We start from the raw sequence: 22,229 nt of genomic DNA on the forward strand, positions 1-22,229 counted from the left end.
TCGCTTCGATTCTATTTACGTCAATCAGATTGTTGAGAACTCGGGCATCTTCGTTGGACCCAATACCCAGTCAAACTGGAGCAGTCATGAAAAACTAAATGCAGCGCTCGGCAGCGTGATCGGAGACGGCAACATTCTTTCGTGCAACATCAATGTGGTGTATGACAATGATCTGATCGATATGCCTGTCACCAGTTACAGTTCAGATCATAAGAAAAAAGAGAAGCCCGGGAACTATTCAGCTTCCTGAGCCTCTCTCATTTTTTCTTCCATCATTTTTTGAATCCATTCCGGCAGTTCCGTGTCTTCTTGTTTGGACATGAAATCAAGCAGCGCCGAGTCGCTGAGGATGGATCTTAGTTCTTCCAGTGTATTTCCGTCCCCGTGAATGGTTCCGAACCCTTGGTTGAGTTTCTGATGCCCTTCAAAACCTGTAGGTACGTTATTCCCCATGTTTAAGCAGGAAGCATTTTCTATAGTTCCGACCCGGATACTTCCGATGAAAAAATTCGGTGATAAATAAGCCATCCTACTCCTCCTTGGAAGGGAAGGTGAATTTCAATCCGTCATTGGTTTGTCTGAGCTTTGGGGCGGGAGAGGCCTTGGGTTTTACGTGGACCCCGAAGTTATTCCCCATGTTCAATGCACCGCTCAGTTCTTCAATATCGAGTTGATCAAGCTGAAAGGTCAGTTGTTCCAGTGAAGGTTCTTTGATTGTTACATGGTCAATATGGATGTGGTATTCAATCGGACGTCCTTTGACCTGCTGCAGAGCTGCTTTTAATTCTTCAATCTGTTTTTCCAAGTCGTCTGTTTTTTTAGTGGAATCCCGCCGCTTTCGTGAAAAAAACATAGCGGTTAATCCCCATCGGCAGAAGGGCGTTTCATTATTAAGTGTTTATTATGGAGGAGGGAGTTGCGATGCCCGACGACTTTTCCATTCCCTTCATACACACGGGCGTGTGCCTTGAAGCCGGACTGGAAATTCGCACCTGAAAAAACTCCTGAGGATTTGGAAACCTGGTGGATCGACAGCTGACCAAAATGGATGCGGCTCATGAAATCACCTCCTATGACTAATGTATGAAAGGGAAAGATAAGCATGATGGACTTTATGAAATGGTTCAATCCGGTTGGTGGTGAAGATGGCGGCTGGAACGGTCCCGTTCCCAACTGGATGAATGGCGATAAAATGAATGACTTTCTCCAGCAGTCGATGAAGGAAGCCTTGTCTTCCACTCCTTTTCATCATGAACCACACCTGAAGAAAGAACAGGAGCTGGATCAGGTTAAAGTTGTGGAACTGATGAATGAAGTTGTGGTTACAGTAGCCCTCAGTCACCCGGTGGATCCGGATATGATCAGACTGAGCGTCGGCAGCGGATATTTGTATGTGGAGGGCGTGGAAGCCGGCCGGATGACCATTAAACTTCCGGCGGCAACCAGCAGAAGAAACGTCTACGCCCAATATCGGGAAGGCAGGATTGAGATCCGTCTGCAGAAAAAACAAACCGATGAAAAAGAAATTTTTCTGCACTATTGATCTTCAAAAATGACCTTCATCTCCTGACGGTGCGGACGTTTGAAAATAGTAATAACCAACAGGCCCTCTTTATAGGAAGTGACAACATCCTCAAATGCAAAATGGAAAGGGATTGGAATGACTCTTTTGAATTTTCCTTTCATTCGTTCATTGTGATGGAGCTCTTCTACAGGTACTGGATAATGAGGGGTGATTTCGCCTTGAATTATGAGGTGTGTCCCTTGCTGGGAAAGATGGAGTGGATCATTTTTACTGAACCCGGGGAGTTCAACGACAATGACGCCCTGATCCTTTGTTTCAAATAAATCATACGATGGTCCGCGTTTGGGAATGACATGGTGCATATCATTCCAGAAGTCTTCTCCCAGAACTTTTTCAACATTTTCAGAGAAAGCTTCCCAGTTGATGGAATTGTTCTTTTTCTTCATATCGATCACCTCATTTCATTAGTTTATGTGGAGGACGGGCTTCCCATAACCGTGAAGGAAACCGTCTGTTGAAAGCGCTGCCCGTTTCAGGAATTATTTGAAAAATTGTGTTGTGTTTAAGACAGGCACATGTTATGATTTAATCAACTCAAGTGGTCATTGAATTTTATGCAAACGTATTCACATGAATATCAAGCACTCTTCTTTATATTCAATGGACAAGCCGGCGAGCTTTTTTTAATAGCATTTGTGCAAACGTATGCACGATTCGTTGCACAAAAATCGCCGGAATGGTTCTCTTTTTTTCATGTGATATGAAAGCGTATTCAATGATTAATAGAAAATAGGGGTGGATGTAATGAAAAAGAACAAACTTTATTCGGGTTTTGCTACCGCTGTACTCGCTTCAACTGTTGCTCTTGCAGGCTGTTCCTTCGGTTCTGACAGCAGCGGAGATTCAGGATCCTCTGATAGTGCATCCGGCGATCAGACAACTGTAGATGTTTTCCAGTTCAAAGTAGAATTCAAGGATCAGTTTGAAGAGCTTGTTTCCATGTATGAAGAAGAAAATCCTGATGTAAATATCAACGTAAAAACGGTTGGTGGAGGAAATGATTACGGGGCTTCCCTGAAAACATCCTTCTCCTCAGGGGAAGAGCCTGACATCTTCAACGTAGGTGGGCCGACGGATGTAGACGAATACGAGCAGTACCTTGCTGACCTATCTGATACAGAAGCCGCTGGAGCTGCATTGGAAGGAACCCTGACAGGCGTATCCCGCGATGATCAGGTACTGGGACTTCCATTCAACCAGGAAGGCTACGGCATGCTTTATAACAAGGAAGTTTTTGAAGAGGCCGGAATCAACGCAGAAGAAATCACAACCTTTGATGCCTTCGAAGAAGCCTTGAAAACCCTGGATTCCAAAAAGGATGAGCTTGGAATCGAAGCACCGATCGCCTTCGCAGCAAAAGAAAAGTGGGTACTTGGTAACCACCTTTCCAACGCATACTTAGCTGATGAGTTCAATCACAGTGTGACGGAAGCCTATGAAGCCGATACAGTCGAATTCAAAATGGGTGACCAGATGAAACGTTTCACGGATCTCCAGAAAGAATATTCCGTCCAACCTGTTTTGAGCCTGGATTATTCCCAACAGGTGGAAGAAAACTTCTCCCTTGGAAAAGTAGCCATGATTCAGCAGGGGAACTGGGTATACAACACGGTTGAATCCATGGATGAAGAATTTGCTCAAAACAACGTAGGCATCCTGCCAATTCCAGTGGAAGGTTATGAAGGCAGTATCCCTGTCGGCGTACCAAACTACTGGGTTGTGAACAAAGAGTCTGAAGATGAAGTGGTTCAAGCAAGTAAAGACTTCCTTGATTGGATGTACACATCTGAAGAAGGTAAGAAATTCGTAACAGAAGAATTCAAATTCATTCCTGCTTACGAAGGCTACGAGGATCTTGAGATTGCCGATCCGATTTCCCAGCAGATCTACGAGTATGCAAGTGAAGGTAACACACTTGGATGGGTCTTCCTCGGCGCTCCTACAGGCTGGACAGAAGACGCGATGGGTGTAGCGATGCAGGAATACATTGCCGGCGATATCACTTGGGAAGAAGTGGAGCAGAGAGCAACAGAAGCCTGGGAAAAAGCCCGACAGTAAATGGATGTTGGTGACCGGCGGCGGCCATGCCGCTGCCGGAACTATAAAACTCTCCTCTATTAGGATATTTGCCGAAGTAAGTATGTTAATAGATGGGATGTTTTGATCCTATTCTTTTATGAAATCGATACCATAACCAGCGGCATCTACCGCATCATGTATTGGAGGAGTTGTACATGCAGAACCGCAGCTTATCATTCTGGCTGTTTTTGACACCGGTTATTCTTGGTTTGGGGATTGTCGTCGTCATCCCATTCTTCTACGGTCTTTTCTATTCATTTACAGACTGGAATGGAATTACGGCTACAGCTTTTATCGGGTTTGAGAACTACATCAACCTGTTTCAGGAAAGTGAATTCGTGGATTCCATATGGTTCACTGTGAAATTCGCCCTTATTACGGTCATCCTGCTTAATGTTATGGGACTGGGTCTGGCTCTGCTTGTGACACGGAATATTAAATCAAGCAGTCTTCTGCGGACCGTCTTCTTTATGCCGAACTTGATCGGTGGATTGATCCTCGGTTTTATCTGGCAGTTCATTTTCATCAGTGTGTTCGGGGATATTGCCGGAATTACAGGAATTGAAGGTTTTGACGGCTGGTTGTCCACCACAAATACCGGCTTCTGGGGTCTTGTCATTCTGACAGCCTGGCAGATGGCTGGTTACATTATGATCATCTACATCGCTTACCTTGAAAACATTCCGAAAGAACTGATTGAAGCGGCGAAAATTGATGGAGCAAGCAGTTTCCAGCGCTTCAAAAATATTACGTTCCCACTTGTCGCACCAGCCTTTACGGTTAGTATGTTCCTTACATTGTCCATGGCTTTTAAGATCTACGACCAGAACTTGTCTCTGACCAACGGTGGACCATTCAACTCCACGCAGATGGTAGCGATGGAAATCGTACGTACAGCGTTCTCCGACAACGATATGGCCTATGCCCAGGCAAAAGCGGTTATTTTCTTCCTGATCGTTGCTGTGATTGCATTGACTCAGGTGTATTACAACAAGAAGCGGGAGGTTGAGATGTAATGAAGAAGAACAAAGAGAGAAGAAATTTACTATCGATAGAAATTCTCGGCCTTCTGCTAGGATTGATCTGGATATCGCCATTTTACCTGATGATTGTCAACGCGTTCAAAACGAAGCGGGACATTTTCAGCGGGGTCCTCGGATTCCCGAGTGAACCGGTTTTTGAAAACTTCGTCGAAGCGTTTATTGATCTTGAATTCCTGAAGTCACTCTTCAACTCGCTCTTGATCACAGGGTTCAGTATTGCAATCATCATCCTGTTTTCGTCCATGGCCGGTTATGCGCTGGCGAGAAATAAAAGTAAGCTGAGCGGTGTGATCTTCTTCATCTTTGTGGCCGCCATGCTTATTCCGTTCCAGTCTGTCATGATTCCGCTTGTATCGATCTTTGGACAGGCTGACATGCTGAACGCCGGCGGATTGATTTTCATGTATCTCGGATTCGGCTGCAGCCTTTCCATCTTCCTCTATCACGGAGCGATGACAGGGGTTTCGAAATCCCTGGATGAAGCGGCCATCATCGACGGAGCGAACCGCTTCCAGACATTCTGGTACATCATTTTCCCGCTGCTCAAACCGATTTCCGTTACGGTAGCTATTTTGAATGTCATCTGGATCTGGAACGACTACCTGCTTCCATCCCTTGTTCTTAACGAATCCAACGCAACGATACCGTTGAAGATGTTCTATTTCTTCGGTCAATATACGAAACAGTGGCACCTGGCGCTGGCTGGACTTACCATTGCCATCCTGCCGGTCATCATCGGATACTTCTTCGCACAGAAGCAGATCATCAATGGTGTATCAGAGGGTGCTGTTAAATAAAAGAGAAGGGAGGTAGATGAACGTGTCCGTAACGATCAAGGATGTGGCTAAAAAGGCCGGCGTCGCGCCATCTACCGTATCCCGTGTCATCTCGGATAGTCCGAGGATCAGTGAAAAAACGAAGCGCAAAGTTCGAAAAGTCATGGATGAGCTTGGCTATCATCTGAACTACAACGGCCGTGTCCTTGTCAGCCAGTCCACGCAGACCATCGGCATCGTAACGAAAGTTTCTTCTGATCACTTTTTCGAAAACCCGTTTTTCTCCGAATTGTTACGGGGAATCAGTGATGCCTGTCATGAACAGGACTACAGCATGTACCTGACAACAGGGAATACAGAGGAAGCGATTTTTCAGGAAGTCGTCAAAATGGTCCAGGGAAAACGCGTGGACGGTGTGCTCGTGCTTTATTCCAGAGAAGACGATCAAGTCGTTCCGTTTTTAAGAGAGTCCAGCTTTCCTTTTGTTGTCCTTGGGAAGCCTGTCGATCGACCGGGAGAGACGATGTATGTAGACAACGATAACGTGCAGGCCAGTAAGGAAATGACCCGGTACTTGATTGGACTTGGCCACGAAAGAATCGGATATGTCGGAGGCAACTCCCAATTTGAAGTCGCCCGCGACCGGTTGGAAGGATATCGTGCAGCTATGAAGGATCAGGGGCTGCCTATTGATGAAAAATGGCTGAAGAATGATCCATCAGACAAACAGGATCCTGATCAGATCGTTGAACAGCTCCTGGTCCTCGAAAAGATACCGACAGCTTTAATCTTCACCGATGAATACAATGCGCTCACAGTTATGCGTTCTTTGTCCCGCAGGGGAGTGTCCATTCCGGAACAGGTGAGTATCGCAGCCTTTAACAATACAGTCGTTTCGAGACTCGCTGATCCCCCGCTCACGACGGTGGATACTCAGGCGATCCAGCTTGGACATGAGTCAGCCTCCAGCTTGATCGACCTGCTCAAACGTCCGGATATGGTCAAGAAAAGCATGATCATCCCTACGAGAATCGTGGAACGGGAGTCGTCCTGCAGGCTGGAGCGTAACACACAGAAAAAAGCATGATCCATAGAAAATCAAACAGAGATAAAGGAAAAGGAGATGGAAAGAATGAATGTACTAGTATGGAACGAATATCGACATGAAAAAGAAAACCAGGTCGTTGCTGATGTCTATCCCGACGGAATTCACGGCGCAATTGCAGAATTTCTGGGCGAAGATCATGCCCAGGTGAAAACGGCCACCCTTGATGAAGAGGAGCATGGGTTGACAGAGGAAGTCCTTGCCGAAACAGATGTCCTCGTCTGGTGGGGCCATAAAGCCCATGACGAAGTCCAGGATGAGATTGCTGAGAAGGTGAAGCAGCGTGTCCTTGACGGGATGGGCCTTGTCGTTCTCCATTCCGGCCATTTTTCCAAACCGTTTAAAAAATTGATGGGGACTTCCTGTGATTTGAAATGGCGGGAAGCCGATGAGAAAGAACGTCTATGGGTCGTCGATCCCACCCACCCGATAGCTGAAGGGATCGGGGAATACATCGAACTGGAAAAAGAGGAGATGTACGGAGAGCATTTTGATATTCCTGCGCCGGATGAGCTGGTCTTCCTCAGCTGGTTTGAAGGCGGCGAAGTGTTCCGCAGCGGTGCGACGTTCAAACGCGGACGCGGAAAGATTTTTTATTTCCGTCCAGGTCATGAAACATATCCAACCTATTACAACAAAGAAATACAGAAAGTCATTCGCAACGGTGTGAACTATGTCCGTAACGCAGACACGCCGAAGCCGGTTTATGGAAACGCCCAGCCTTTAGAAAATATTACGAGTAAATCATAAAGGAGCTGTAACGATGACAATGCTGAAAATTGCTGTAATCGGATGTGGAAGTATCGCACAGAACCGTCACCTGCTGGAATATGAAGCCAATGAAAACGTAGAGATTAAAGCCGTCTGTGATATTGCCGAGGAACGCGCCCGGAAAGTAGGGCAGCTGTATGGGGCTACGATTTATACCGATTATGAAGAACTGCTGGAAAAAGAAGATATTGATGCGGTGAGCGTCTGCCTGCCGAACTATCTGCATGCGCCTGTGTCGATTGCTGCCTTGAACAAAGGGGCCCACGTGCTTTGTGAAAAGCCGATGGCTACTTCAAGAGAGGAAGCGGAGGACATGATCGCTGCGGCAGAAAAGAACGGAAAGAAATTGATGATTGCCCATAACCAGCGCTTTGTGCCGTCTCATCAGAAAGCCAGAGAGCTGATTGAGTCCGGCAGTATCGGTAAAGTGTACAGCTTCCGTACGACCTTCGGGCACGGCGGTCCGGAAGGCTGGAGTGCCGAAGGGGAGGACAGCTGGTTCTTTAAGAAAGATCAGGCTTTCATCGGTGCCATGGGGGATTTAGGTGTACATAAAGCCGATCTGCTCCGTTACATTCTCGGTCAGGAATTTGTTGAAGCGGCCGGCTTTGTCGAGAACAATGCGAAAAAAGATATCACGGTGGACGACAATGCGGTCTGTATCCTCCGCTCAGAAAACGGCATCGTCGGAACAATGACAGCAAGCTGGGCTTACAATACCCACGAGGATAACAGCACAGTCATTTATGGAGAGAAGGGAACGCTTCGTCTGGAGGACGATCCTACGTACTCCCTGATTGCCCAGTATACGAATGGGGACATCGTGAATTATCAGCTTGGGAAAATCCAGTCGAATGATGAAGGCGGTCAGACGAATACGCAGGTCATCGATCATTTTGTCGACAGCATCCTTAATGACACAGAACCATTAATTACAGGGGAAGAAGGTCTGAAATCACTCGAACTGATCCTTGCTGCGGTCCGTTCAGGGGAAACAAAGGAAATCAGTCGTATCGAGCGTGCTCTTCAATGACTCGGTTGAAAATGGGAATCATTGGAGCGGGGGGAATTGCCCAGGGGAGGCATATTCCCTCTTTCCTTGAATTAAGCGGAAAAGTCGAAATAACCGCCGTTCAGGATGTGAATCGTGACCGGGCGGAAGAGGTGGCGGAGGCGTTCGATATCCCCTACGTCTTTTCTTATTATAAAGACATGTTTCAGGAAGTGGATGCTGTAACGATCTGTACGCCGAACAAGTTCCATGCAGAGATTGCGATTGCGGCTCTGGAAGCCGGGGTCCATGTGCTCTGTGAGAAACCAATGGCCATGACAACGGCAGAGGGAGAGGCGATGATCGAGGCGGCAGAGCGGAATAACTGCATCCTTGACATTGCCTACCACTACCGGTTTACTCCAGAGGCCCAGCTGGCGAAGAAAGTTTTGGTGAACAATGAAATTGGGGAGGCCTTCGTGACGAGAGTCCAGGCTATGCGCCGTCGTAAAGTTCCCGGCTGGGGTGTATTCACAAATAAGGACCTCCAGGGCGGAGGAAGTCTGATCGACTTCGGCTGTCATCTCCTTGATCTTGCCCTCTGGCTTCTGGATGACCCGGAACCCGTTGAAGTGACGGGACGGACCTATGACCGGCTGAGCAGGACACCGGGACTCGTCAATGACTGGGGCAGCTTTGATCATGAAACCTTTAACGTAGATGATCATGTAACAAGCTATATCACGTTTAAAAATGGCGAGTCGCTTCAGTTTGAGTGCTCATGGGCAGCGAACATTAAGGAAGATCATACAACCTTGACCATTTCAGGCACGGAAGGCGGCTTGAGTGTCTATCCGTTTGAATTATACCAGGCGAAATACGGTGCCTTGTTTGACAGTTCAGCTAAAATCCGTGAAGGAGAGCCGGAAGTCGGGGTTGTTCAGGCGGAGAATTTTATTGATGCGTGTCTCGGCGGGGCAGAGCTTGTCGTAAAACCGGAGCAGGCCCTGAAAGTCACCAGACTGATGGAAGCCATCTATGAAAGCAGTCAAACCGGAACAAGTGTTAAACTAAACCATAGAGCGGAGGATGCTGAATGAAACTAGGGGTATTTACCGTCCTTTTTTCTGATAAATCATTTGAAGACATGCTCGATCATGCGAAAGAATCCGGCTTGAAAGCCGTTGAAATCGGAACAGGAGGTTATCCAGGGGATGCTCACTGTAACCTGGATGAACTGCTGGAAAGTGAAGACAAGCGCAAGGAATACCTTCAAAAAGTCCATGACAGAGGTTTGACGATCAGTGCCTTCAGCTGTCACGGGAACCCGATTTCTCCTGACAAAGCGTTTGCAGAGGAATGTCATGACACCTTTGTTAAAACCGTCAAACTGGCAGGTCTGATGGACGTACCTGTCGTCAATACGTTTTCCGGGACACCGGGAGGACACGAAAATGACACCGCTCCGAACTGGCCCGTGACTCCGTGGCCACCGGAATATTCTGATATTCTTGAGTGGCAGTGGGAGAAGAAGCTGATTCCATATTGGAAAGAACAGGCCCGGCTCGCTGAGGAGCATGGTGTGAAAATCGGTCTTGAACTGCATGCCGGCTTTCTCGTCCATACGCCATACACGATGCTGAAGCTGCGCGAAGCTGCAGGAGAAGCCATTGGTGCAAATCTGGATCCCAGTCATTTGTGGTGGCAGGGCATCGACCCGGTCGCAGCGATAAAGATTCTGGGTCGTGAACAGGCGATTCACCACTTCCACGCCAAAGATACGTACATCGATCAGGAAAACGTGAACATGTATGGCCTGACGGATATGCAGAATTACGCTGCCGTGCAAACAAGAGCATGGAGCTTCCGTTCTGTCGGATACGGCCATGGGACGAAAGAATGGTCTGATATCATCAGCGCTCTGCGTACCTTTGGATATGATCATGTTGTCAGTATTGAACACGAAGATCCGATCATGTCCATTCAGGAAGGGTTCCAAGCTGCGGTGAAGAACTTAAAAGATGTGATTATAGAGGAACCGGCAACGGACATGTGGTGGGCCTGACGGCTGCCTGACATGGACAAATAAGGCCGCTGGAAAGGGGAAAAACGATGGAACAGACATCAGGAGTAAGAGGAGGACTATATGCCGTAAGTGAATGGATCAGCCGGCTGGCGCTGGCCAACTTGTCCTGGGCAGCATTCAACCTTCCCGTTGGTCTGCTGCTGTTGAGCTTATTATACAGTTCCGGATTACAGGAGGCAGGGTACCTGCTCCCACCTCTCATCGTTTTGCTGCCCGTACTTTTCTTTCCAGCAACGGCTGCTCTCTTTGCCCAGGCACGCGAATGGGTACGCAAAGATGAAGAAAAAGGATCGCGCCGGTCTTTCTGGAGCTACTATAAGGAAAACTATAAAACGAGTGCAGCGGCGGGGACGTTCCTCACGATTTTATGGGGGCTGCTTGTGGCGGATCTGTACTACTTCTCTGCTGTAAATCAGCTTCTTATGAACGTTTTCCTTGTTCTCGGCATTCTATTATTCGTGTACACCATCAACTGTTTTTCTGTAATGGTTCACTATGATATGAAGGCCCGGCACGTCATGAAGCAGGCGCTGCTGATTACCATCACAAGTCCTGTCCTGTTTGTGGCTGTCGCGGTAAGCGCTGGATTTATGCTGATGGTCAGTTTGTATATTTTTCCGCTGATCATTCCGATTTTTACAGGTTCGATCATTGCGTTTCTATCATTTTCCGCGTTTTATCGAGTATACAGGAAACTAAATACAGAGAATGGACCCGGATGCTGATGTCCGGGTTTTCTTTTGTCTTCCATAAGGTAAAATGGAGGAGGATGGATAGAAGTTTTATAGACGGATCATGGAGGGATATTATGAAGATTAGGCAATTGGAAAGCTCAGAATACGACCGGGTTCTTTCTCTCACGCACCAAATGATTTATGAAGGGACAATGAAAACGATTCAGCTGGAGCAGGAGGAGGCGAAAACTTTTGTCCAGCCTGTTCTTGATGAAGGGGGGACGTATATCATTGCAGAGGATGAACAACAGCGTCTGCTCGGCTGGCTGTTGTCCGGTGAAAAAAGGGACACGTTTTCCGGGGAAAAGTTCGGGTTTATTTATGAGTTGTTTGTTCTTCCGGAATTCAGAGGCCGGGATGTCGGCCGTGCCCTTATGGAAGAAGGGATCAGCCGCCTGCAGAAGCAGTACCGTGAAATCCGTTTGAGCGTCTATGCCGGAAATGACGCTTCTAAACTGTATGAATCCCTCGGTTTCCAAAAGAAAACGATCATGATGAGCCTTACGAAAGAAGAGGAAGGAAATGGGTAAGCCGATTTTCTTCCGTCCCATGACATCTCAGGAGAAAAAAGGATGGAACAAAGGCGTTTACGTCGGTTTTTATACGTACCTGTTTGTTCTGTTCATCAACTTCTCTTATGAAACCTTTGCTTCCGGTTCCCTGTTTTCCGCTCCCGTATTATTCTGGTCTGGACTCGCCGCCGCTTTCGTAACGGAACTTCTCTATGTGTTCGTGCAAAAGCGTAGACAGTCCGACGATCATACATAAAACAGACTCCAGGAATGGACGGCCCTTCGCACTCCATTCCTGGAAGATTGTTGTATCTTTTTAAGAAAGCGGTTACAATTTAACTAGTGATTAGTGAATAGACGGAGAATAAAGGAAGGCGGTGATACAGGGTGCCTCAGCAGATGAAGATTGGTAAACTGGCTGTCCTGGCCGCCTCTTTGACAGAAGAAGAACGGTCAGGGTTTGCCGACAGTTTCGAACATGTCCGCTGCTGTCAGGGAAAGGTCGGTTCCATGGATGTCCAGAAAATCATCGCTGCTGTAGAAACGGCGGCGAAGCGTAATGACATCATTAAAGAACATGTCTACCGGGAGACCCATGCGCTGTATCATGCGATCCTTGAAGCACTGCACGGTGTCACCCGGGGGCAGATCGGCGTAGGAACGATGATGCGCACAGTAGGGCTTCGCTTTTCAGTCGTCCGCGGCCGGCCTTATGATCATCCTGGAGAAGGGGAATGGCTGGCTGTTGCGTTTTACGGGACGATCGGAGCTCCTGTAAAAGGTTTGGAGCATGAGACATGTGGACTTGGCATCAATCATATATAAAAGAATAGGTGGCCTGTAGTCATTAGATATGAGAAGGCGGCAATGGTAGGGATTTCGTGCCATTGCCGTCTTTTTTTAAAGCCGATCCACCTGAACGATGGGAGAAGTCTGAAAGGGGGATGGCCATGGTCGAATTGGACGGAGATCATTTGACGCTGGAGGAAATGGAAAGGATCTGTGTATACAACGAACAGGTTCGTGTGTCCCAGAGCAGTCTGATTCGTGTACGGGTGGGAAGGGAGACGGTTGAAAAAATCGTAGCGGCCGGCCATACCGTTTACGGAATCAATACAGGCTTTGGAAAGCTGAGTGACGTCAGGATAGCCCCTGAGGATGTTGATACTTTACAGCGGCATTTAATCCGGTCGCACGCCTGCGGGATAGGAGATCCCTTTCCTGAAGTGATCAGCCGGGCAATGCTTGTACTCAGACTGAATACGCTTTTGAAAGGTTTTTCGGGTGTCCGGGAGGTCGTAGTCCAACGGCTTCAGTTGTTGATTAATGAAGGGATTCATCCCGTTATTCCTTCACAGGGATCTCTTGGCGCGTCTGGAGATCTCGCCCCTCTCGCCCATTTAGCGCTGGTGATCATGGGTGAAGGTGAAGTGTTTATTCGCGGCAAACCACGTGCGGCTGCGGATGTTTATACCGAGTTATCGATTCCACCGCTGTCATTAAAGGCGAAGGAAGGGCTGGCGTTGATCAACGGAACCCAGGCCATGACGGCTGTCGGCGTCACAGCCTGGCTTCGGGCGAGAAAATTAGCCGTACAGTGCGACTGGGGAGCGGCTGTAACCCTGCAGGCGCTGGAAGGGATCCGTGATGCGTTTCATCCGAGTATTCATGCCGCACGGGGCTATCCGGAGCAGGAAGCTGTCGCCGAGCGCATCCGGCACCTGACAGATGGAAGCCAGCTGATGACCTACCAAGGAGAAAAGCGGGTACAGGACGCTTATTCGTTACGGTGTATCCCACAGGTTCACGGAGCGACCTGGCAGGCGCTTCACTACGTGAAAGAAAAGCTGACCATCGAAATGAACGCAGCTACAGATAATCCTCTCCTTCTTGAAGGCGGGAGCGTCGTAGTGTCCGGCGGGAATTTTCATGGACAGCCAATTGCCCTGGCGATGGACTTTTTGAAAATCGCGCTGAGTGAACTGGCTTCGATTTCGGAGCGGAGGATTGAAAGGCTCGTCAACCCGCAGTTGAATGATCTTCCCGCTTTTTTAAGTCCAGATCCAGGACTGCAGTCGGGGTTCATGATTATCCAGTATGCAGCAGCCTCTCTGGTGTCAGAAAATAAAACGCTCGCTCACCCGGCCAGTGTGGATTCCATCCCCTCCTCGGCCAACCAGGAGGATCACGTCAGTATGGGAACGACAGCGGCCCGCCATGCTGCTCTTATCCTTGAGAATGTCGAAAAAGTCGTTGCCATCGAACTGATCTGCGGCCTGCAGGCACTCGAATGGCGCGGCATTGACCGGGCATCTCCACGGATCCGCAAGCTGTGGATGAAAGCCCGGACGGTGGTTGAACCGCTGACTGAGGACAGGATCCTTTCTAAAGATATTGAAAAGATGACGGCATGGATGAGAACCGATTCGTTTGACTGGGAAGAGTGGCGGTCGATTCACGAAGGAGGAGATGCTTATGTCGACAAGCCGTAACATAAAAGCTGCAACTGGACAGACGCTTGAATGTAAAGGGTGGGAGCAGGAAGCTGTACTGCGTATGCTCTCCAACAATCTTGATCCAGCGGTGGCAGAAAAGCCGGAGGAATTGGTCGTTTACGGTGGAATTGGGAAGGCAGCGAGGAACTGGGAGGCATTTGATGCCATCGTCAGCGTGTTGAAACGGTTGGAAAATGACGAAACGCTCCTTATCCAATCCGGCAAACCGGTCGGTGTTTTCCGTACCCACCCGGCTGCTCCACGTGTGCTGCTTTCTAATTCTGTTCTCGTTCCGAAGTGGGCGGACTGGCCCCATTTTCACGAGTTGGACAAAAAAGGATTGATGATGTACGGCCAGATGACGGCTGGGAGCTGGATCTATATCGGCTCTCAGGGAATTCTGCAGGGCACTTACGAAACGTTCGCTTCCTTGGCTGAGAAGCATTTTGACGGCTCGCTAAAAGGAACCATCACTTTAACCGCAGGACTTGGTGGAATGGGAGGCGCCCAGCCGCTGGCCGTGACGATGAACGGAGGCGTCGTCATTGCTGTTGAGGTCGATCAGGAGCGCATAGCAAAAAGGCTCTCATCCGGTTACTGTGACAGACAGGCCGCCAGTCTGAAAGAAGCCCTTCATTGGGCAGAAGAGGCGAAGCAGGAGGGGGAAGCGTTGTCCATTGCCTGTCTCGGTCATGCGGAAGACATTCATAAACAGATCATTGCTCAAGGATTTCCGATTGATATTGTGACCGACCAAACATCCGCCCATGATCCGCTGAATGGGTACATTCCGACTGACCTCTCCATATCCGGTGCAGATGAACTGAGAAAACAGAACCCGGAATTATATGTGGAAAAGGCTTCCTATTCCATGGCGGAGCATGTCCGGACCATGCTGGAGTTTCAGAAGCATGGAAGCATTGTCTTTGACTATGGCAACAACCTGCGCCAGGTGGCTTATGATGCCGGCGTCAACGAAGCGTTTGACTACCCGGGATTTGTTCCCGCGTATATCCGGCCGTTATTCTGCGAAGGAAAAGGACCGTTCCGCTGGGCTGCGTTATCGGGGGATCCGGAAGATATTTACCGCACCGATCAGCTCGTACGCGATCTATTCCCGGATCAGGATCCACTCCTCCGCTGGATTGACAAGGCTCAGAAAAAAATTAAATTTCAAGGGCTTCCTTCAAGAATCTGCTGGCTCGGTTACGGGGAACGGGTGAAGATGGGGCTTGGCATCAATGAACTGGTACGAAAGGGAGAATTGAAAGCACCGGTCGTCATCGGTCGTGATCATCTGGACTGTGGTTCGGTAGCCTCTCCCAACCGTGAGACGGAAGCGATGAAGGACGGCAGTGATGCTGTCGGAGACTGGGCGGTATTGAACGCGCTGATCAACACGGCCGCCGGAGGTTCGTGGGTTTCCTTCCATCACGGCGGCGGGGTCGGTATGGGCTATTCGCTTCACGCTGGTATGGTTGCTGTGGCCGATGGGACGGATCTCGCAGAGGAGCGTCTGAAACGGGTATTGACGACGGACCCCGGCATGGGCATTATGCGCCATGCGGATGCCGGCTACGAAAAAGCGGAACAAGAAGCACGAAGGCACAATCTGGATATTCCGATGCTGGGGAGGGATAAGCATGATGGATGATCAAATCATTGAAAACATCGGTACCCTCCTCCTTCCAGGCGCCGGACCATTGAAGGGAGAGGCGATGAAGGAGCTGCCTGTCCGACATCAGGCGGCCATAGCCATAAAGGGTGAGAAAGTCGTCTGGATTGGTTCTTCAGAAGAGGCCTGTGCACGGCAGGCCCGTCATCGTTTCAATGCTGAAGGCAAAGTCGTATCACCGGGGTTGGTGGACCCACACACCCACCTCGTTTTTGGAGGATCAAGAGAAGAAGAACTAGCTCTTAAACAAGCAGGTACAACGTATCTGGATATTTTGAAAAGCGGTGGAGGCATACTTTCGACGGTACGCGCAACGCGGCAGGCGGATGAAAGTTCTTTGTATGGGAAAGCCCGTAGGTTCGCCAGCGGTATGGCGGCTTATGGGGTGACATCGCTGGAAGCGAAAAGCGGCTACGGATTGGATGAAGAAACAGAGTTGAAGCAGCTGGCTGTCATTGACAGGCTGAACGACGAGGGGCTGCTTGATATCGCAGCCACCTTTCTCGGCCCACATGCCATACCTCCAGAGTATAAAGGGCGGGAAGACGCTTTTCTTGACCAGATGATTGACCTGCTTCCAGTCATTAAACAAAAAACATCGGCGGTTTTCACGGATATATTCTGTGAGACGGGGGTGTTTACGACCGAACAGGGAGCCCGATTCATGGAAGCATCGCTTAGGCACGGATTCCAGTTGAAAATCCACGCGGATGAAATCGACCCGCTCGGCGGCACGGAACTGGCTGTTCAATACGGTGCGGTGTCGGCCGACCACCTGGTGGCGGCATCTGCCGAAAGCATCAAACAACTGGCAGCCTCCGAAACGATTGCTGTCCTCCTTCCGGGTACGACCTTTTATTTAGGCAAAGACACCTATGCGGATGCGGGAAAGATGATACAGGAAGGTGCGGCCGTAGCCCTGGCGACGGATTTCAACCCGGGCAGCTGTGTTACCCATAATCTGCAGATGATCATGGCACTGGCTGCTTTGAAAATGAAAATGACGCCGGAAGAAATCTGGAACGCTGTGACGGTCAATGCAGCCCATGCGATCGGCATGGAGAAAGTGGCTGGAAGAATCACAGTGGGCGGGCAGGCCGACCTTGTTTTCTGGGACATTCCGAATTACAAGTATCTTCCTTATCATTACGGCGTGAATCATGCCCGTGCGGTATGGAAGCGGGGGCGGTTAATCTGGGAAAGGAGGGAGGCGGATGTCTTTCCAATATCTTAACCCCGGGCCGGCACGGGGGTTCAAAGACAGGTTCACGACGAAAGTGGATGAAACGAAGCAGTGGTATGAAGAAGGAAAATCCGGAAAAATCGGCCTGCTCGGTCTGCCTTACTCGAAATCATCCATCTCTGCCTCCCAGGCGTCGGAAGCCCCGCAGAGCATCCGACGGGCTCTAGGGTTTTATACGACGTATTCCCATGAAAAAGAAAAGGACTATACGGATGTGACGATGCTTGACTTCGGAGACGCTCCCGCCCATCCGACAGATACGGAAAAAACGAACGATCTATTGAAGAAGAGTGTGAAGGAAATGCTTGAGGAAGAGTCCTGCTCCCGTTACGTCCTCCTCGGGGGAGATCACGGGGTCAGTTTTCCTTCCATCACTGCTTTTCATGAGCGGTGGGGCCGTGTCGGCGTGCTTCAATGGGACGCCCATCATGACGTAAGGAACACAGAGGACGGCGGCCGGACGAACGGAACCCCTTTTCGCAGCCTGCTCGAATCGGGTGTTGTAAGGGGGGAGGATTTGGTCCAGATCGGCATCCGGGACTATTCCAATGCTCAAGCCTATGCGGAATATTGTGCACGCCATGGTGTGGCTGTCTACACGATGGCGGATGTAGATGCAGAAGGCATTGCATCCATCGTGAAGAAAGAGATCCAGCGATTGAAGGAGAAGGTGGACCTGATCTATTTATCCGTCGATATGGATGTCGTGGATCAGGCTTATGCGCCCGGCTGTCCAGCGATCGGTCCTGGTGGGTTAACGTCACGGGAACTGCTGGTGAGTGTACAGGAAGCTTCCGGCGATCCCATCGTTAAAGCCATGGATATCGTCGAGATCGATCCGTCCAAGGACGTCCGGGATATGACAAGCCGCCTTGCCGCTCATGTCATGATGCGGTACATGTATCAATAAAAGAGGATAATCCAAAAGCAGGACCTACCCAGGTCCTGCTTTTGAGCTGTCCATAGTTCAGGGAAAGGGTCACGTTCCGCTTTTCGGTGGATGCTTGCCGCGGGTACGGCTTCAGCTAACATGGGCAGGAAGACCGCCTGCCCATGTGGATCTTCAGCTCGCGTTGTTCCCGAAGGCGTCACCAACGAACGCTCCTCGTGACCTGCCAAATGACGAGTTGGGAACAAGGAGGGTGTAAGACAGAGGACCTCAAATGTGTACGTACCGAAATAGGAAAATCCCCTCCCATACTCAGCTTGGAGAATGAGTGCAGGAGGGGGCCGGTTTTAAAAGAGCCGCTCGTCCCACTTCTGATGAAATACGGACGATTGCGTGGAGCCCTTGTCTTTGATTGTTAACCGATAATCATTTGTTCTTTTGGATAGCGGTACGTATCTTGAATGTTCCGGCGTCTCAGGATGAACAGGAAGGAGAAGATGCCGATGCGTCCGATGAACATCAGCCCGATGATGATCAGCTTGCCGGCTGTCCCAAGCTCCGGGGTGATGCCCATGGACAAGCCGGTCGTTCCGAACGCGGAGCAGGCTTCAAAAATCACTTCCATCAACGTAAACTGTGGTTCGTAGTAATTCAAAAGCACAATCGCAGCACCAGTAATGGCGATGGCGGTTGAAATCACGATAAAAGAGCGGAAAACATCGTCCTCGTGAATTTCCCTGCGGAACACACGCACATGATTTTTCCCACGGGCATAGGAAAAGATGGTCAGCACCATAATGGCAAAGGTGGTCGTCCGGATCCCTCCACCTACACTGCTCGGAGAAGCACCGATGAACATCAACAGGCAGATCACCAGCAAAGTAGGTGTGGAAAAATCAGCCACATCCATCGTTGCCAGTCCCCCGTTCCGCGTCGTAACGGATTGGAAAAGGGCATAAAAGAGGGATTCATGCCAGCTTTTCCCTGCAAAGAAGTGGTTTCGATCAAACCAATAGATAAGCAGAGTACCAGTAAGAACGAGAAGTCCGAACGTGACAGATGTCAATTTCGTAAACAAGGAAAAGTGAAACAATTCTTTCCTTCGATTGGTTACATAATCTTTGATTTCAATCAAAACAGGAAAACCGATGGCTCCGAGAGTCAGCAGCAGCATTGTGACGACTTGGACGAAATAGTCGTCCTGGAACATGACGAGGGAAGACCCGGTGATATCGAACCCGGCATTCGTCGTTGCGCTCACGGAAGCGAAGGCTCCTTGGATGAAAGCCTCCTCCCAGCTCGGGAAATAACGGGTATAATAGATCCCGAGAACGATGGCTCCAATCCCTTCAATAAGCAGGATGATCAGGAGGATCTGCCGGATCAACCGGACCATTCCGGCGAATGTGGAACGGTTTTGATCGGTTTTGATCAACTGGCGGCGCTTTAACCCGATCTTCTGACCGAGCAGAATCCAGATGAATGTGCCGAGCGTCATTACGCCGATGCCGCCGAACTGGAGGACGAACATCAGCACAATGTATCCCGCTGTGTTGAAGGTGTCCGGTGTGGAAACGACACCCAGTCCTGTCACACTCACGGCGCTGACGGCAGTAAATAAGCTGTCGATCAAGCTTACGTTTACGCCTTCCTTATGAAGAAAAGGCAGACTGATCAGCAGCGTAGAGATGAGGGCTGCGGAAAAATAGAAGAAAACGATGATCTGAAAGGGGGAAAGGTGGTTGAAAAATCGGTTGAATCGAGTCTGGTTCATCGTGTCATCCCTTTCTGCTTCCTTTAAACAATGGTCTTATAAAGGATTTTATAGCGGAACCGTGGCGGAAGCAATACTGGAATCAGAAGGGACTTACTGGAAAACGGCGGGTGTGATATAGTGAGAAAGAACTGAACCATTGATTTTTATAAGATAGGAGAAACATATGCAATGAAAGAAATCATTCTCTTGTTAGCGGAAGTCGTCAACCTCTGGCATGACGTGATCGCAAAATTCTCCGGAATGATGGGGTGGGAACTCTCAGATAAGGATCTGCATTTCTGGGTGATTGGAATTCTAGGAATCATCGGTCTTATTTTTGTAGATGTCCTGTTTCACGCTCTTGCGAAATGGAGTATTACGGTTATTTCCTTTCTTTTCACATTTGCTATGGTGCTTGTCTTCGTTTTTGCGGTGGAAATCCAGCAGAAGATCACAGGCCGTGGCAACATGGAATTTGCGGACGCACTCGTCAGTGTGCTCGGCTTCTTTTTCTTTTGCAGCCTCTACATGATTTTCCGCTTGATTACCAAGGGAATCCAGCGGTACAGGAAGAATAAAGAAGATGAAACCGCCGCTTGAGCGTGCGGTTTTTTTTACTAGATTAAAACGCTGCAGCAGCGTCGTTAGGATGGAGTGGGAGGAAGATGCTGAAACGCTTTTTCAGTTATTATCGTCCGCATAGAAAACTGTTTTTCATCGACTTTTTCTGTGCGGTCTTTGTTGGACTGCTTGAATTGGGGTTTCCGATCGCTGTTTCCTGGTTTATTGATGATCTGCTTCCTGAGGGGAACTGGGGAACGATTGTGGCGGTCAGTACTGGTCTGCTGCTTTTATATATGCTGAGCTCAAGCATGCAGTTTGTCGTCAACTATTGGGGGCATAAGCTTGGAATCAATATCGAGACAGACCTTCGCAGGGACTTGTTTCTGCACGTGCAGCGGCAGTCCTTCGGTTTCTTTGATAATACGAAGACCGGAAATATTATGAGCCGGATCACCAACGATCTCATGGACATCGGGGAGCTTGCCCATCATGGTCCAGAGGACTTTTTCATAGCGATCATGACCTTTGTCGGTGCGTTCTGGATTATGCTGACCATCAATGTAAAGCTCGCGCTTGTCGCCATCATTATCGTTCCGTTCCTCATCTGGCTCATCTATTTTTCCAACATCAAGATGAATGCAGCCTGGACGAAAATGTTCGGCAATATTGCAGAAGTGAATGCGCGGGTCGAAGATAGTGTATCCGGTGCCCGTGTCGTACAGTCATTTACAAATGAAGCGTATGAAATCAAACGCTTCAACACGAACAACCAATTGTTCCGAAAAGCGAAGCTGACCGCCTACAAGGTGATGAGTCTGAATTTGACGGGCATTTACCTGACAACGAGACTGATGACTATCACCATTCTCGTTTACGGCGCCTGGCTTAGTTTTTCCGGTGCCTTAAGCTACGGAGAGCTTGTGGCGTTCATTTTGTACTTGAATATTTTATTTAAACCGATTGAAAAAATCAGTGCGCTGCTGGAGTTGTATCCAAAAGGGATGGCCGGCTTCAAGCGCTTTACCCAGTTGATGGATACCATTCCCGACATCCAAAACCGGAGGGAAGCCGTTGACGTTCCTCATCTTCATGGTGACATCCGTTTTCAGAAGGTCACGTTTGGCTATGACGAAAACCGGGAGATTCTGAAGGACTTGAGCTTGTCCGTAAAGTCCGGCGAGACGATTGCTTTTGTCGGACCTTCCGGAGCGGGAAAATCGACGATCTGCTCGTTGATTCCTCGTTTTTATGATGTCAAGGATGGCGCGGTTACCATTGACGGCATCGACGTTCGTGACATGACGAAAGAATCGCTCCGTTCCCAGATCGGCATTGTGCAGCAGGATGTCTTTTTGTTTACCGGAACGATAAGGGAAAACATTGCGTACGGACGACTGGATGCCAGCCAGGAAGAAATTGAAGACGCTGTGGAGAAGGCCCATCTGAAAGAGATGATTGAAAACCTGGCCGATGGATATGATACACAGATTGGAGAGCGGGGATTGAAGCTTTCCGGCGGTCAGAAGCAGCGGCTTGCCATCGCACGGATGTTCTTGAAAAACCCTTCCATTCTCATTTTGGATGAGGCAACATCCGCTCTGGATACCGAAACCGAAACGCAGATCCAAAAGGCGCTCACCGAGCTTTCCAAAGACCGGACGACGTTGATCATCGCCCACCGCCTCGGGACAATTAAAAAAGCCGACCGTATTCTCGTGATTACGGAAGAGGGAGTGGCTGAAGAAGGAAGTCACGAAGAGCTTCTCGGGCGGGAAGCCGGCCTCTTTGCCAAGCTGCACGCCCTCCAGCATTAAAGAAACCGCTCTAGTTAATTAGAACGGTCAGCTTGTTGAGAAACCCCTTTCTCCGCAAGCTTTTTTTCTTGTCTTTTTTTAAATCTGCGTTCAACGTTCTCTTTTATAAGA

24 protein-coding genes are annotated in these 22,229 nt (G+C 49.2%); 19 read left to right on the forward strand and 5 right to left on the reverse strand.

Annotated features, from left to right (window positions below; genetic code table 11):
• Window positions 1-234: 234 nt before the first annotated feature.
• From H615_RS0108550 to H615_RS0108560, 3 genes are read right to left on the reverse strand one after another with little or no spacing between them, the layout of a single operon-like run.
• Window positions 235-528 carry a hypothetical protein gene (locus H615_RS0108550; protein ID WP_027954761.1) on the reverse strand — a complete coding sequence of 98 codons (294 nt, stop codon included), beginning with the start codon at window positions 526-528 and terminating at the stop codon, window positions 235-237.
• Between the two features lies 1 nt (window position 529).
• Window positions 530-853, reverse strand: a complete 324-nt coding sequence (locus tag H615_RS0108555) for a hypothetical protein (protein ID WP_027954762.1) — start codon at window positions 851-853, stop codon at window positions 530-532.
• Window positions 854-858: 5 nt separating this feature from the next.
• Complete coding sequence (locus H615_RS0108560; protein ID WP_027954763.1) at window positions 859-1,059, reverse strand: hypothetical protein; 201 nt, start codon at window positions 1,057-1,059, stop codon at window positions 859-861.
• Window positions 1,060-1,102: 43 nt separating this feature from the next.
• On the opposite strand from H615_RS0108560, the gene H615_RS0108565 reads away from it, so the two are divergent.
• The gene (locus H615_RS0108565) at window positions 1,103-1,543 is read left to right on the forward strand and encodes an Hsp20/alpha crystallin family protein (protein ID WP_027954764.1); all 441 of its coding nucleotides are present in this window, start codon (window positions 1,103-1,105) and stop codon (window positions 1,541-1,543) included.
• On the opposite strand, the gene H615_RS0108570 is transcribed toward H615_RS0108565, so the two are convergent.
• Window positions 1,537-1,971 carry an Hsp20/alpha crystallin family protein gene (locus H615_RS0108570; RefSeq protein ID WP_027954765.1) on the reverse strand — a complete coding sequence of 145 codons (435 nt, stop codon included), beginning with the start codon at window positions 1,969-1,971 and terminating at the stop codon, window positions 1,537-1,539. The genes H615_RS0108565 and H615_RS0108570 overlap by 7 nt on opposite strands.
• A gap of 358 nt (window positions 1,972-2,329) precedes the next feature.
• Here H615_RS0108570 and H615_RS0108575 point away from each other — a divergent pair, with 358 nt between their 5' ends.
• From H615_RS0108575 to hutG, 16 genes are all read left to right on the forward strand, one after another.
• A complete protein-coding gene (locus H615_RS0108575; RefSeq protein ID WP_027954766.1) occupies window positions 2,330-3,643 on the forward strand; it encodes an ABC transporter substrate-binding protein in 1,314 nt (437 codons plus the stop codon).
• A 176-nt stretch (window positions 3,644-3,819) separates the two neighbouring features.
• Window positions 3,820-4,680 (forward strand): carbohydrate ABC transporter permease, encoded by an 861-nt coding sequence (locus H615_RS0108580; protein WP_027954767.1) that lies wholly within the window; start codon window positions 3,820-3,822, stop codon window positions 4,678-4,680.
• The gene (locus tag H615_RS0108585; protein ID WP_027954768.1) at window positions 4,680-5,504 is read left to right on the forward strand and encodes a carbohydrate ABC transporter permease; all 825 of its coding nucleotides are present in this window, start codon (window positions 4,680-4,682) and stop codon (window positions 5,502-5,504) included. The genes H615_RS0108580 and H615_RS0108585 overlap by 1 nt, the downstream gene beginning before the upstream one ends.
• A 22-nt stretch (window positions 5,505-5,526) precedes the next feature.
• Window positions 5,527-6,570 carry a LacI family DNA-binding transcriptional regulator gene (locus H615_RS0108590; protein ID WP_027954769.1) on the forward strand — a complete coding sequence of 348 codons (1,044 nt, stop codon included), beginning with the start codon at window positions 5,527-5,529 and terminating at the stop codon, window positions 6,568-6,570.
• A 45-nt stretch (window positions 6,571-6,615) separates the two neighbouring features.
• The gene (locus H615_RS0108595) at window positions 6,616-7,338 is read left to right on the forward strand and encodes a ThuA domain-containing protein (RefSeq protein WP_027954770.1); all 723 of its coding nucleotides are present in this window, start codon (window positions 6,616-6,618) and stop codon (window positions 7,336-7,338) included.
• A 13-nt stretch (window positions 7,339-7,351) separates the two neighbouring features.
• A complete protein-coding gene (locus H615_RS0108600; protein ID WP_027954771.1) occupies window positions 7,352-8,392 on the forward strand; it encodes a Gfo/Idh/MocA family protein in 1,041 nt (346 codons plus the stop codon).
• A complete protein-coding gene (locus H615_RS0108605; RefSeq protein ID WP_027954772.1) occupies window positions 8,389-9,450 on the forward strand; it encodes a Gfo/Idh/MocA family protein in 1,062 nt (353 codons plus the stop codon). Before H615_RS0108600 ends, H615_RS0108605 begins: the two co-directional genes overlap by 4 nt.
• The gene (locus tag H615_RS0108610) at window positions 9,447-10,415 is read left to right on the forward strand and encodes a sugar phosphate isomerase/epimerase family protein (protein ID WP_027954773.1); all 969 of its coding nucleotides are present in this window, start codon (window positions 9,447-9,449) and stop codon (window positions 10,413-10,415) included. The genes H615_RS0108605 and H615_RS0108610 overlap by 4 nt, the downstream gene beginning before the upstream one ends.
• Before the next feature lie 47 nt (window positions 10,416-10,462).
• On the forward strand, window positions 10,463-11,161 hold the full coding sequence (locus tag H615_RS0108615; protein WP_027954774.1) for a YesL family protein: 699 nt from the start codon (window positions 10,463-10,465) through the stop codon (window positions 11,159-11,161).
• An 83-nt stretch (window positions 11,162-11,244) separates the two neighbouring features.
• On the forward strand, window positions 11,245-11,700 hold the full coding sequence (locus tag H615_RS0108620; RefSeq protein WP_027954775.1) for a GNAT family N-acetyltransferase: 456 nt from the start codon (window positions 11,245-11,247) through the stop codon (window positions 11,698-11,700).
• Window positions 11,693-11,938 carry a hypothetical protein gene (locus H615_RS0108625; protein WP_027954776.1) on the forward strand — a complete coding sequence of 82 codons (246 nt, stop codon included), beginning with the start codon at window positions 11,693-11,695 and terminating at the stop codon, window positions 11,936-11,938. The genes H615_RS0108620 and H615_RS0108625 overlap by 8 nt, the downstream gene beginning before the upstream one ends.
• A 143-nt stretch (window positions 11,939-12,081) precedes the next feature.
• Window positions 12,082-12,507, forward strand: a complete 426-nt coding sequence (gene hutP / locus H615_RS0108630) for a histidine utilization transcription antiterminator HutP (RefSeq protein WP_035531835.1) — start codon at window positions 12,082-12,084, stop codon at window positions 12,505-12,507.
• Between the two features lie 125 nt (window positions 12,508-12,632).
• Window positions 12,633-14,174 carry a histidine ammonia-lyase gene (hutH, locus tag H615_RS0108635; protein ID WP_027954778.1) on the forward strand — a complete coding sequence of 514 codons (1,542 nt, stop codon included), beginning with the start codon at window positions 12,633-12,635 and terminating at the stop codon, window positions 14,172-14,174.
• Window positions 14,158-15,831, forward strand: coding sequence for a urocanate hydratase (gene hutU / locus H615_RS0108640; protein WP_035531740.1), 1,674 nt, complete (start codon window positions 14,158-14,160; stop codon window positions 15,829-15,831). Before hutH ends, hutU begins: the two co-directional genes overlap by 17 nt.
• Complete coding sequence (hutI, locus tag H615_RS0108645) at window positions 15,824-17,086, forward strand: imidazolonepropionase (protein WP_027954780.1); 1,263 nt, start codon at window positions 15,824-15,826, stop codon at window positions 17,084-17,086. Before hutU ends, hutI begins: the two co-directional genes overlap by 8 nt.
• A complete protein-coding gene (gene hutG / locus H615_RS0108650; protein ID WP_027954781.1) occupies window positions 17,067-18,005 on the forward strand; it encodes a formimidoylglutamase in 939 nt (312 codons plus the stop codon). The genes hutI and hutG overlap by 20 nt, the downstream gene beginning before the upstream one ends.
• A gap of 394 nt (window positions 18,006-18,399) precedes the next feature.
• On the opposite strand, the gene H615_RS0108660 is transcribed toward hutG, so the two are convergent.
• Window positions 18,400-19,758: a TrkH family potassium uptake protein gene (locus tag H615_RS0108660; RefSeq protein ID WP_027954783.1), complete on the reverse strand. Its 1,359-nt coding sequence runs from the start codon at window positions 19,756-19,758 to the stop codon at window positions 18,400-18,402.
• Between the two features lie 171 nt (window positions 19,759-19,929).
• On the opposite strand from H615_RS0108660, the gene H615_RS0108665 reads away from it, so the two are divergent.
• Both H615_RS0108665 and H615_RS0108670 read left to right on the forward strand, forming a co-directional pair.
• Window positions 19,930-20,340 (forward strand): hypothetical protein, encoded by a 411-nt coding sequence (locus H615_RS0108665; protein ID WP_027954784.1) that lies wholly within the window; start codon window positions 19,930-19,932, stop codon window positions 20,338-20,340.
• A 65-nt stretch (window positions 20,341-20,405) separates the two neighbouring features.
• On the forward strand, window positions 20,406-22,118 hold the full coding sequence (locus tag H615_RS0108670) for an ABC transporter ATP-binding protein (protein ID WP_027954785.1): 1,713 nt from the start codon (window positions 20,406-20,408) through the stop codon (window positions 22,116-22,118).
• Window positions 22,119-22,229: the final 111 nt, after the last annotated feature.

Source organism: Halobacillus kuroshimensis DSM 18393, from assembly GCF_000425705.1.
Classification (GTDB): Bacteria; Bacillota; Bacilli; order Bacillales; family Halobacillaceae; genus Halobacillus; species Halobacillus kuroshimensis.

Bases quoted from the DNA above. Each gene is read 5' to 3' on its own strand.
- H615_RS0108550 (WP_027954761.1), bottom strand. From the start codon at position 528: ATGGCTTATTTATCACCGAATTTTTTCATCGGAAGTATCCGGGTCGGA.
- H615_RS0108555 (WP_027954762.1), bottom strand. From the start codon at position 853: ATGTTTTTTTCACGAAAGCGGCGGGATTCCACTAAAAAAACAGACGAC.
- H615_RS0108560 (WP_027954763.1), bottom strand. From the start codon at position 1,059: ATGAGCCGCATCCATTTTGGTCAGCTGTCGATCCACCAGGTTTCCAAA.
- H615_RS0108565 (WP_027954764.1), top strand. From the start codon at position 1,103: ATGATGGACTTTATGAAATGGTTCAATCCGGTTGGTGGTGAAGATGGC.
- H615_RS0108570 (WP_027954765.1), bottom strand. From the start codon at position 1,971: ATGAAGAAAAAGAACAATTCCATCAACTGGGAAGCTTTCTCTGAAAAT.
- H615_RS0108575 (WP_027954766.1), top strand. From the start codon at position 2,330: ATGAAAAAGAACAAACTTTATTCGGGTTTTGCTACCGCTGTACTCGCT.
- H615_RS0108580 (WP_027954767.1), top strand. From the start codon at position 3,820: ATGCAGAACCGCAGCTTATCATTCTGGCTGTTTTTGACACCGGTTATT.
- H615_RS0108585 (WP_027954768.1), top strand. From the start codon at position 4,680: ATGAAGAAGAACAAAGAGAGAAGAAATTTACTATCGATAGAAATTCTC.
- H615_RS0108595 (WP_027954770.1), top strand. From the start codon at position 6,616: ATGAATGTACTAGTATGGAACGAATATCGACATGAAAAAGAAAACCAG.
- H615_RS0108600 (WP_027954771.1), top strand. From the start codon at position 7,352: ATGACAATGCTGAAAATTGCTGTAATCGGATGTGGAAGTATCGCACAG.
- H615_RS0108605 (WP_027954772.1), top strand. From the start codon at position 8,389: ATGACTCGGTTGAAAATGGGAATCATTGGAGCGGGGGGAATTGCCCAG.
- H615_RS0108610 (WP_027954773.1), top strand. From the start codon at position 9,447: ATGAAACTAGGGGTATTTACCGTCCTTTTTTCTGATAAATCATTTGAA.
- H615_RS0108615 (WP_027954774.1), top strand. From the start codon at position 10,463: ATGGAACAGACATCAGGAGTAAGAGGAGGACTATATGCCGTAAGTGAA.
- H615_RS0108620 (WP_027954775.1), top strand. From the start codon at position 11,245: ATGAAGATTAGGCAATTGGAAAGCTCAGAATACGACCGGGTTCTTTCT.
- H615_RS0108625 (WP_027954776.1), top strand. From the start codon at position 11,693: ATGGGTAAGCCGATTTTCTTCCGTCCCATGACATCTCAGGAGAAAAAA.
- hutP (WP_035531835.1), top strand. From the start codon at position 12,082: ATGAAGATTGGTAAACTGGCTGTCCTGGCCGCCTCTTTGACAGAAGAA.
- hutH (WP_027954778.1), top strand. From the start codon at position 12,633: ATGGTCGAATTGGACGGAGATCATTTGACGCTGGAGGAAATGGAAAGG.
- hutU (WP_035531740.1), top strand. From the start codon at position 14,158: ATGTCGACAAGCCGTAACATAAAAGCTGCAACTGGACAGACGCTTGAA.
- hutI (WP_027954780.1), top strand. From the start codon at position 15,824: ATGGATGATCAAATCATTGAAAACATCGGTACCCTCCTCCTTCCAGGC.
- hutG (WP_027954781.1), top strand. From the start codon at position 17,067: ATGTCTTTCCAATATCTTAACCCCGGGCCGGCACGGGGGTTCAAAGAC.
- H615_RS0108660 (WP_027954783.1), bottom strand. From the start codon at position 19,758: ATGAACCAGACTCGATTCAACCGATTTTTCAACCACCTTTCCCCCTTT.
- H615_RS0108665 (WP_027954784.1), top strand. From the start codon at position 19,930: ATGAAAGAAATCATTCTCTTGTTAGCGGAAGTCGTCAACCTCTGGCAT.
- H615_RS0108670 (WP_027954785.1), top strand. From the start codon at position 20,406: ATGCTGAAACGCTTTTTCAGTTATTATCGTCCGCATAGAAAACTGTTT.